At 68.7% G+C, this 9,290-nt stretch carries 7 protein-coding genes and 1 pseudogene; 5 read left to right on the forward strand and 3 right to left on the reverse strand.

What is annotated here, in order from left to right:
* Nucleotides 1–20: 20 nt before the first annotated feature.
* Nucleotides 21–1,454 carry a hypothetical protein gene (locus D7Y13_RS02150; RefSeq protein ID WP_120582568.1) on the reverse strand — a complete coding sequence of 478 codons (1,434 nt, stop codon included), beginning with the start codon at nucleotides 1,452–1,454 and terminating at the stop codon, nucleotides 21–23.
* A 418-nt stretch (nucleotides 1,455–1,872) separates the two neighbouring features.
* Here D7Y13_RS02150 and D7Y13_RS02155 point away from each other — a divergent pair, with 418 nt between their 5' ends.
* Together D7Y13_RS02155 and D7Y13_RS02160 are read left to right on the forward strand one after the other, a co-directional pair.
* Nucleotides 1,873–2,556 carry a helix-turn-helix domain-containing protein gene (locus tag D7Y13_RS02155; protein ID WP_158620290.1) on the forward strand — a complete coding sequence of 228 codons (684 nt, stop codon included), beginning with the start codon at nucleotides 1,873–1,875 and terminating at the stop codon, nucleotides 2,554–2,556.
* 87 nt (nucleotides 2,557–2,643) lie between these two features.
* On the forward strand, nucleotides 2,644–3,042 hold the full coding sequence (locus D7Y13_RS02160; RefSeq protein WP_120531494.1) for a hypothetical protein: 399 nt from the start codon (nucleotides 2,644–2,646) through the stop codon (nucleotides 3,040–3,042).
* Nucleotides 3,043–3,177: 135 nt separating this feature from the next.
* Here D7Y13_RS02160 and D7Y13_RS02165 read toward each other — a convergent pair whose 3' ends face one another.
* Nucleotides 3,178–5,013 carry a CBM96 family carbohydrate-binding protein gene (locus D7Y13_RS02165; RefSeq protein WP_233595330.1) on the reverse strand — a complete coding sequence of 612 codons (1,836 nt, stop codon included), beginning with the start codon at nucleotides 5,011–5,013 and terminating at the stop codon, nucleotides 3,178–3,180.
* 115 nt (nucleotides 5,014–5,128) lie between these two features.
* Here D7Y13_RS02165 and D7Y13_RS02170 point away from each other — a divergent pair, with 115 nt between their 5' ends.
* The 3 genes from D7Y13_RS02170 to D7Y13_RS02180 all read left to right on the forward strand — a co-directional run bounded on the left by D7Y13_RS02170 (nucleotide 5,129) and on the right by D7Y13_RS02180 (nucleotide 8,657).
* Nucleotides 5,129–6,322, forward strand: coding sequence for an LLM class flavin-dependent oxidoreductase (locus D7Y13_RS02170; RefSeq protein WP_120531496.1), 1,194 nt, complete (start codon nucleotides 5,129–5,131; stop codon nucleotides 6,320–6,322).
* 121 nt (nucleotides 6,323–6,443) lie between these two features.
* On the forward strand, nucleotides 6,444–7,598 hold the full coding sequence (locus D7Y13_RS02175) for a ferrichrome ABC transporter substrate-binding protein (RefSeq protein ID WP_199732680.1): 1,155 nt from the start codon (nucleotides 6,444–6,446) through the stop codon (nucleotides 7,596–7,598).
* 306 nt (nucleotides 7,599–7,904) lie between these two features.
* Nucleotides 7,905–8,657 carry an SGNH/GDSL hydrolase family protein gene (locus tag D7Y13_RS02180; protein ID WP_233595328.1) on the forward strand — a complete coding sequence of 251 codons (753 nt, stop codon included), beginning with the start codon at nucleotides 7,905–7,907 and terminating at the stop codon, nucleotides 8,655–8,657.
* A gap of 2 nt (nucleotides 8,658–8,659) precedes the next feature.
* On the opposite strand, the pseudogene D7Y13_RS45615 reads toward D7Y13_RS02180, so the two are convergent.
* A pseudogene (locus D7Y13_RS45615) lies at nucleotides 8,660–9,290 on the reverse strand (hypothetical protein); the annotation flags it as partial.

Consider the following 9,290-nt stretch of genomic DNA (forward strand, 5'->3'; position numbering starts at 1 on the left):
AGTCTACGGGGGCGCGGCGCTCACTTCCATGAGTGGCAACTGAAGGCGAGGGGGGCGAGCGCGCCCTTCACCTTGTAGGAGAAGGAGTGGCCGTCCTTCTCCGCGGAGGCGTACTCCAGGTCGGTCTGGGCCTGGAGCCACTTCATCGTCGCGGGCAGGTCCTTGCAGGGGTCGTCGAACTTCTCGAAGAAGCGCTTCTCGAAGGCATCCAGCTTCGCGCGGGCCTCGACCACCCGCCGGGTCCGGGCGTCCACCTGCTCCTGGCTGAGGATCTCCCGCGTCTCCGGCGCACTCATCCAGTGGCTGCCGTCGGCGAAGCGCACCTCGACGGCGAGCCGCGCGGTGCGTGCCTCCTTCGTGTCCAGCGTGAGCTTGAGCTCCTGCTCATGGGAGTCCGTCGGGAGCGACGCGTGGCGCCGGCTCACCTTGCCCGCGGCATCCAGCTCCACCAGGGTGGCCTCGGCGGGCCGGGGGATGAGCTTGTCGAGGGACACACGCGCCAACAGGGGCTTCGTGTCGCCCACGAGGAACTCCCAGGGGTCCACCAGGTAGAGCACCTGCCGGCCGTAGGTGACTTCGCCCGGCAGGGGCTCCTCACAGTGCACCGTCAGCTTCACGGGCACATCCCGCTTCAGCACGGGCTTGCCCTGACAGGACATGCCGACGCTCAGGGTGCGCTCGAAGGGCGGCCGGGGGCTGGCGCAACCCTGGACGACGTCCCGGACGGACCAGAGCGGAAGGTCCACCACGAAGCGCTTGTATGCCTGGTTCGCGGAGTCAGGCCGCAGCGTGAGGGCCTGGAAACCGGCCCCACCGCTCAGCTCCACCTTCTCCAGGGGGCTGTGGCAGTCGGCCTTCAGGATGAGCCGCGCATGGGCCTGGAGGGGCGTGAAGCCGCCTCCCATCATCCCTTCGAGCTGGCCCTTCACCACATACGCGCGCGTCTCCTGCTCGGCCTCCAGCGTGGGCTTGTTCTTCTCCGCTTCGGCGGCCTGCGCGAGCCGCGCGAAGTAGTAGTTCATCTGCAGCATGGTCAGCCGCTCCAGCTTCTCCTTGGGGAGGGGCACGACGGGAAACATGTTGTCGGGGACTGGCTCCCGACTCTGGAGGAAGACGGAACCCGGACCCCTCTTCTTCGGATCCTTCGACGCCACCGTCAGTTGGAGGAGTTCTCCCGGTGGGGGCGTCAACGCGTCCAGCAACTCGTCCTGGGTGAGCTGGGGCAAGGGCGCGCGGGAGGTGAAGCGGCGGATCGGCGTGATGATGCGCACCAGCGTCATCCCGGTCTGGAGCCCCGCGGTGTCGGCGAGGCCCTTCTTGACCACCTGGGTGACGGTGACCGTCTCTCCATCCGAGCGGGCGGAGTAGCCCGCGGACTTCACGGTGACGGTGAACGGCGTCGCGGCGAGCAGCCACGCACCCGTGAAAACAGACAGCAGCGACGCCAGGAACATCCGGACCCCCAGGAAGGGAAAGCGGCCAGCAGGAAGGCAGCCCCTGTCATCCTTGGTCGTTTCGCCGGGTTCTGGAAGAAAAGCGCGCGTGGCATTGGGAATTGGGCGGCGCATGACGAATTCCATGCGGTGCCTTCCGCCTCCCAATAGGGACACCTTCTCGGCGGAGTCGGTGGGGCGCACCCAGCTGGCCAGCAACTTCTGCCGGGCGAGCTGACCGCTGTCTCCGACGAGCGCATCCTCGCCGGACGAAGAAGGCCATCACCGCGAGGCACAGCAGCAGCACGCCCACCTCGCGCACCCAGATGCGCGTCGCGGGCCCGGCCGCGACGCCCATCTGGGTGCGTGAGGGGCGTGGCTCTGCTCAATGACCTCCCCAGGTCATCGCGTCGGCGGGGCCGTCCACTATGCTCGCGCGATGACCGGTCAGCTCTTCCCCGCGCTCCTGCGGTACTGGCGCCAGCGACGCGGCCTCTCGCAGCTGGAGCTCTCGCTGGAGACGGACGTCTCGGCGCGGCACATCAGCTACCTGGAGTCGAACCGCGCGCGTCCGGGCGAGGAGATGGTGCTGCGCCTGCTGTCGGTGCTCGGCGCCCCGCTCCGGGCTCAGAACCAGGCGCTGGTGGCCGCCGGCTACGAACTCCGCTTCCCCGAACCCGCGCTGACGGCGCTGGCCCCGGAGCTCGACGCCGCCCTCGCGCAGATGATGCGCCAGCACGAGCCCTTTCCGCTCGTGGCCCTCTCGCTCGACGGCACCATCGTTCGGAGCAACGACGCCGCGACCCGCGTGTTCAGCGCCTTCCTCGCCGAACCCCAGGCCATGCCGGCGACGCCCGACATGTTCTCGCTGCTGTTCGACCCGCGCCTGCTGCGTCCCTTCGTCGTGGACTGGGAGACGCTGGCCCGGGGCATGACCTTCCGGCTGCACCGGGAGCGGCTGCTGACCGGCGATGCCCGCCTCAACGACACCCTGGAGCGGGTGCTGGCCTTCCCGGGCGTGCCGAAGAGCTGGCGGCAGCCGGACTTTTCGCAGGAGCCCCAGCCCCTGGTGCGCGTCGATGACCCGACGCGCGCCGTCTGTCTTCAGCTCGCCGGACGATGAGGTCGGGGGCTGAGCAGGACTTCCTGGCAATGAATGGTGCAGACTGCGTCTGTCGTACCCCGTCCCCCTTCAAGAAGGAGACACACCATGAAGCATTGTCTGGGAATGTTCGCGGCGTTGCTCGTCACGGGGCTGGTGGCCTGTGGCGGCATGGAGTCCGGCGAGGCGCAGGAGGAATTCGGGCAGCAGTCGAGCGCCCTCTCCTGTTCGGCGGCCTGTTCCTCGGGAACGCTCACCTGTCAGGGCGCCAGTTGCTCCGCGGTTGACGGTTCTCACGTGCAGTGTGACGGCGTGTACCAGTACTGCCCGACGACGCCGCCCCCGCTCATCTGCTCGCGCGCCAATGCGTGTGTCTTCATCAATGGCACGGCGTGCCCGTCCCCGGGCGCCTCACGCGACTGCTGTCTGGAGGGACTGCCCACGGGCGGCTGCTACTGCACCTTCAACGGCAGGTGGACGTGCACCGTGCCTCCGGAGGACCCGTAGCCTGCCCCCGGTCCCCGGCACCTTTCGGGTGTCGGGGACCGTTCGGATCCGCGAGAGCATCACCCGGCTGTGGCCGTGAGGAATGCTTCGAAAGGCAGTGCCCTCCGGACGGCGCGGGGCTGCTTCAGCCCGGCGTCAGTCGTTCACGTTGCTGCTGTAGAGGTTGCCGCCGCCCGTGCGGACATCGCCGCTGGCGGTGGTGCCCGTGGCCTGGCTGGTGGCGAACACGACGTAGCCCGGGGAGTCGTCCAGGTCGACGACGTTGCCGGAGAAGGCGTTGTTCTCGCCCGTCGCGTAGCCGGTGCCGTGCGTGCGGACCTGGAAGGCATCCAGCACCTTGGGATTGCCCTGGCGGTAGCCCCGGTTGTCGCGCACCACGGTGTTGACGCCCTTGACGTCCACGAAGCTGTCGGCGCTGTTCTCGCCGGAGATGCCCGCGCCCTGGAAGGTGCAGCCCTCCACCAGCGTGCCATCCGCGCCTTCCTTGATGTCGATGTGCTCCGCCGTGATGCCCCCGGCGAACTCCGTGGTCCGGATGACGTTGCCCACGACGACGTGCTCGTACGGGTTGCTGACGTCGGAGCCGACGTAGGCCCCTTCGCCGTACTTCGCCTGGTACAGGCCGGTGTCGTGGATGCGCGAGGCCTGGAGCGTGTTGTAGGAGCTGCCATCCCGGAAGTGCACGGCCTCGTCCCCGACGGTGTGGACCTCCACGCCGTGCAGCAGGTTGCGATTGCCGTTGTCGATGATGATGCCCTTTTGCGCCTGGGTGACGCGAAGGTCGCGGACCTGCCAGTAGTCGCCCGTCAGGTGGAATCCATAGGAGCCATCCTTGACCGAGGTCCCCGTGAGGGTGGCCGGGTTGGCGGGGTCACAGCTCTTCAGGACGATGGGGTTGGCGGACGTGCCGCTCTGGCCTGAATAGAACAGGCCCTGGCCACCGGGGTCGCCGCTGGTCGACCGGTTGCCGACGTAGGTTCCCGGTGCGAGGAGCAGGAGGGCGCCGGGTGCCGCGCTCTTCAAGGCCGCCTGGATCGCGGCCGTCGAGGCCAGGGCGTTCGCGCACGTCGTCCCGCCTCCGCCCGGGGTCGTCGCGCTGACGGTGACGCTGCTGCCGGACGTGTTGCCCGCCGCGTCCTGCGCCCTGACGGCGTAGCTGTAGGTCGTCGAAGCGGCGAGGCCGGTGTCGCTCGTGGACGTGCCGCTGACGTTCTTCAGGAACGCGTTGTTCCGGTAGAGCGCATAGCCGGTGACGCCCACGTTGTCGGACGCCGCGCTCCACCCCAGGTTGATCTGACTGCTGGAGGTCGCGGTGGCCGTCAGGTTCGCCGGCACCGTGGGTGGCTGCGTGTCACCCGTGCCGCCACCGCTGGGGGTGACGTCCAACTGGGGCACGTTCGCGCTGCCCTCGCTGCTGACCAGCGTGGTGTACTTGCCCACGGTCTCCTGCAACACGAAGGACACCGTGCCGTCCCCGGCCGCCTGCGCGTTCACGTAGGCCGTGACGTCGATTTCGTAGTCCGCGTCCGCGGTCGTGAGCGCCACGGACCCCACCAGGCTGCCCACCGCGGGTTTGTTGCTCCAGGTGAGCGAGGACTCCGCCCAGCCATCCGCCGTCTGGAAGGCCTGGAGTGTCGTGCTGGAGGACGCGCTTCCGTGGACGCGCAGCCGGGCGCTGGTGACACCCGCAATCCCAGTCAGGTTGAACTTCAAGAAGGCATACCGGTTCGCGCCCGCGTCATTCTTGACGAACAGCGAGGTGGCCGCGCCGTAGTTGGAGGCGGCGTTGGTTTCATGGACATAGGCGTCCTCCGTCGCCGTCAACGTCGTGAGCGCCTGCCGCTGTGCGCCATGGGGAACGTCCGCGTCCTCCCGCTCCGCACCGCAGCCCGCGAGCGCCAGCGCCAGCCCCGTGAGCAACCACCGCCGGGTGTTGAACCCATGCGTCATTCCCCGTGAGTCCGTGCTCATGTGTTTCACTCCTCCCTTTTTGAGTAAAAACAGCTTAAGTTGAATTTGCCTCATGAGGGTGCGGCCTTTCCGTCCTGGAGGGTGACGCGCCTCCATGGCGGAAAGAGGGGACGACATGCGGCTCGACATCTTTTCGGAGATGCAGCACCCGAAGGAGCACTGGACCGGTCCGGACCACGAACACCGGTTGATCCAGGAGACGCTGGAGCAGGCACGGCTGGCGGATGAGCTGGGCTACGGCGTCTGGTGGCAGGTGGAGCATCATGCCGCCGTGGAGTTCAGCTACAGCTCCGCGCCGGAGATCATGCTCACGGCCATCGCCACGAGCACGAAGAACCTCCACGTGGGGCATTCGTCGGTGCTGGCGCCGACGCGCTTCAACCACCCCATCCGCATCGCGGAGCGCTCGGCCTTCATCGACCACCTGAGCGGTGGGCGCTTCCAGTTGGGACTGGCGCGCAGCACCATCCCGGAGTGGCGCACCTTCAACGTCGAGCCTGACGCCACGCGCGGGCAGATGCAGCAGTCCTTCGAGCTGCTTCCGAAGCTGTGGACGCAGGACAAGGTCTCCTGGGACAGCGCGGACATCAAGCTCAACAACATCAGCGTCATCCCGAAGCCGTACCGCAAGCCGCACCCTCCGCTGTGGCAGGCGTGCTCCAGCCCGGCCTCGTTCGAGCAGGCGGGACGCAACGGCGTGGGGGCGCTGGGGGTGACGCTCTGGGCTTCTCCGGAGGAGGTCGCGGAGATGATCCACATCTACCGCGAGGCGCTGCGCACCCGCTGCGAGCCGGTGGGCGAGTTCGTCAACGACCAGGTCGCCTTCTTCACCTTCGTCCACTGCGCGGACAGCGAACGCGAGGCGATGGAGAACGGCGCCGCGAAGGCCGCGGCCTGGTACACCGCCGGCTCCTTCACCTTCTTCGAGGCGAAGGACGCCTTCGTGAAGACGGCCGCGGAGCTGGAGGCCCTGGCGAAGGACCCCGCTGGCGGTGGGTTGACGGGCCAGTACGTGCGCAACAAGAACCCGAACGCGCCGCAGTCCCAGGCGCAGCGCATCCTGGGCCGCATCATGTCCGGCGAGAACGTGCCGGACGAGCAGGTCTGGGAGGTGCTGAGCGGGCAGGACTCGCTCATCGTCGGGACGCAGGACCAGGTGCGCAAGGGGCTGAAGCGCTACGAGGCGCTGGGCATCGACGCGCTCATGTCCTTCCACCAGGTGGGCGCCCTGACGCACGACAAGGTGATGAAGAGCATCCGTCTCACGGGAGGGCTCATCCCGGAGTTCAGGACGCCCGCGCCGCCGTAGGGACAGGCACGGGGGCCGGGCAGCCGGCCCCTCCCCGGGAGCAGGCAGGGAGGGGTGTTTCGCCAACACCCACGCCCCGCGCGGCTTCACTGTTGTGACGGGGAGGTGCAAGCTGTTCCATGTGTCGCGCCGCTCCCAGCTGTTCCTCCTGCTCGTCGTGTCGCTGCTGCTGCACGCGGCGTTGTTCGCCGTGTTGTCGCGCATCCCGCCCCCGGCGGCCCGGCGCCCGGCGGTAGCGAAGCCCATCGAATGGGAGGTCGTGCCTCCGGAGGAGCGGCCGGTGCCCCCTCCTCCCGCACAGCGACCAGCCCCTAGGGATGAGACGCCGCCCCGAAGCGCGGAGCGACCAAGGCCTCCCCCTCCGGCGACGTCCGAGAAGGCGCCAACCCAGCGCGCGGAGCGGCCGTCAAAGCCGGAGGAGGCGCCGGCCCAGCGCGCCGAGCGACCGTCAACGCCCCGGCAAGCGCCTGAACAACGCGAGGAGTGGCCCTCCCTGCCCTCGGAGCCGGATGCACCGGCCTCCTCTCCTCCGCTGGCCCAGGACGTTCCTCGCGCCTCCCCGCCGCCCGACCTGGTGCCTCCGGGCCTGCTCGGCGGTGGGCTGCTGAAGGGGCCTCCGTCCACGGGGCGGACCCTTCGCAACAATGGGGAGGCCCCGGACCCGAAGGCGCTGGCGGAACGTCAGGCGGAGGAGGCGCGGCAGCGCGTGGACGGCTGGGCCCAGGACGCGGCGGCGACGGCGCGGGCCTCCGGCGGGCTGGTGCACCCGTACTTCGCGAAGCTCCAGAAGGGCTTCGCGAAGCAGCTGGTGGATCCTCCGCCCCTGGACATGAAGCTGCTCGCCTCGCGGGCGAAGCGCGAACAGGTGGACGCCATCCAGCGCTTCGGCAAGACGGGCAGCCCCGTCGTCTCCGAGCCCCGGGACCTGCGCCTTGAGACACGCAACCGCATGCAGGCCGCCGTGGAGGCAGGGCGCGCGGCGAACATGTACATGGTGGACGTCACCGCGCCGGTGCTCGCGCTCGCCGCCATCGTGGAGGTCCGGCAGGCGCGCGACGGCAAGCTGCTGGACCTCAAGGTGCTCGAAGGTTCGGGCGATCCGAAGTTCGACGTCTGGGCCGTGTCGCAGTTGAAGGAGGCGCTCGCCGTGGCCGACCCGCCCCAGCAGGGGGCCCAGGGCGCCGGCCTCCACGACGACGGGATGGCCAGCCGGTGGAGGCTGGAGGAGTACCTGGGCAACCCCCGCGTGCAGATCCACCTGATTGGCGTCTACTGAGCCCCTGCGCGGGCACCCGCGTCCCGCGCCGGAAGCCTCGGGTGCCCTACCGCGGTCCGTGTCGTGTCCGGTAGTCAGGGCTGTCCATCCGTCGCCTGCGTGCCACCCCGTACGTAAAGGCATACACCCCGCGATGCGGGAACAATGCCCAGGACCAACACCGCGAGCAGCAGGAGCGGGCGAAGTGGCTTCCATTCCACAACCCTGTCTGGGTGGTGGGACGATGAACTTCCATTGAAGCTGGATTGATTGCGATCCTGGATTTGATGGGATTCATAACCAGGACTTCCTGGAAGGGGGCTTCTGATGCATCGGATGATGAATCAGGTGTGGGGCACGCTGGGCGTAGCGCTGCTGGGGCTGCTCGGCTGCAGCGGTCCGCTGGAAGGGGAGTCGCTGGAGGAGTGGAGCACGCAGGAGGCGGGTGTCGCCGCGCTGGTGCCGAAGAAGGTGATGCCGCTGGGCGACTCCATCACCCAGGGGGCGGCAGGGCACGCCAGCTACCGGTGCCAGCTCTGGCGGAAGCTGACCTCGAGGGGCTACAGGGCGGACTTCGTGGGCACCCTGACGACGGGCTACCTGGGGGCGAACACCTGTACTTACGTCTGGTTCGATCGCGACCATGACGGCCACTGGAGTTGGCGGACGGATCAGGTGCTCGCGAACATCTCTGGCTGGGCCGAGCGCACGCGCCCCGACCTGGTGCTCATCCACCTGGGCACCAACGACACGTACCATCAACAGACAGAGGACAGCACCGTGTTGGAGCTGGAGCAGATCATCGACCGGCTGCGCGTGGTGAACCCACAGGTGAAGGTGTTCCTGGCCCAGATCATCCCCACCTCGAGCGCCCTGGCGTCGCTGAAACTCCAGTCCCTCAACCAGCGCATGCCCTTGCTGGCCGCGGCCAAGAGCACGGAGGAGTCGCCGGTCTACGTGGTGGACCAGTGGACCGGCTTCGTCCCCTCAACGGACACGTATGACGGGGTCCATCCGAATCTCAGGGGTGAGGAGAAGATGGCGGAGCGCTGGTACCAGGCCATCCGCGAGCACCTCTGACGTCACCAGCGTCCAATCGTGCCGACCAGGCTGCCCGTGTCGGCTTCAAAGACATCCATCCACGTCCAGTGCGGCACGTAGACGCGCTGGCCCTGGACCCAGACGGCGTCCGGCGCGCTGCCATCCTTGGAGCGGGGGATGGCCACGTCCCAGACCACGACGCCGGTGCGCAGGTCGCGCCGCACCAGCCGCACGCCGCCCTGCTCCAGCTCGTAGGTGAGGTACACGGCGTCGTCGGTCAGCTCGGCGACCTCCGGGGTCCGGTCCTTGAGGGTGAGCGGATCCGTGTCCGCGACGACGCCGTGCCACAGGGGCTTCTTCGTCCCCTTCTGGAACAGCGCCGCCATGGGCACGGACGTCCCCGGCCGCCGGGTGCCTGTCACCAGGATGGCGCTGCCGTTGCGGTAGATGAACGTGGGGGAGAAGCCCCGGATGTCGGAGGGCGGGTAGCTGGAGCGCTCGCAGGTGGTGGTCAGCTCCACGGGACGGGACATGGAGCATGTCTGCGGGCTCAGCGGCGGCGTCGCGCAGCGGGGCGGGGCCCGGGGCGCGGGCCGGGCGGTGGCCGTCCGCGTGTTCAGCAGCAGGTGCTGGCCATCCAGCACCTCCACCCAGACCGACTCGGTGTCACCC

This window comes from Corallococcus praedator (assembly GCF_003612125.1).
Classification (GTDB): domain Bacteria; phylum Myxococcota; class Myxococcia; order Myxococcales; family Myxococcaceae; genus Corallococcus; species Corallococcus praedator.

What these genes read in the sequence shown, in the direction of transcription:
- D7Y13_RS02150 (WP_120582568.1), bottom strand. Translation starts at nt 1,454, where the DNA reads ATGTTCCTGGCGTCGCTGCTGTCTGTTTTCACGGGTGCGTGGCTGCTC.
- D7Y13_RS02155 (WP_158620290.1), top strand. Translation starts at nt 1,873, where the DNA reads ATGACCGGTCAGCTCTTCCCCGCGCTCCTGCGGTACTGGCGCCAGCGA.
- D7Y13_RS02160 (WP_120531494.1), top strand. Translation starts at nt 2,644, where the DNA reads ATGAAGCATTGTCTGGGAATGTTCGCGGCGTTGCTCGTCACGGGGCTG.
- D7Y13_RS02165 (WP_233595330.1), bottom strand. Translation starts at nt 5,013, where the DNA reads ATGAGCACGGACTCACGGGGAATGACGCATGGGTTCAACACCCGGCGG.
- D7Y13_RS02170 (WP_120531496.1), top strand. Translation starts at nt 5,129, where the DNA reads ATGCGGCTCGACATCTTTTCGGAGATGCAGCACCCGAAGGAGCACTGG.
- D7Y13_RS02180 (WP_233595328.1), top strand. Translation starts at nt 7,905, where the DNA reads ATGCATCGGATGATGAATCAGGTGTGGGGCACGCTGGGCGTAGCGCTG.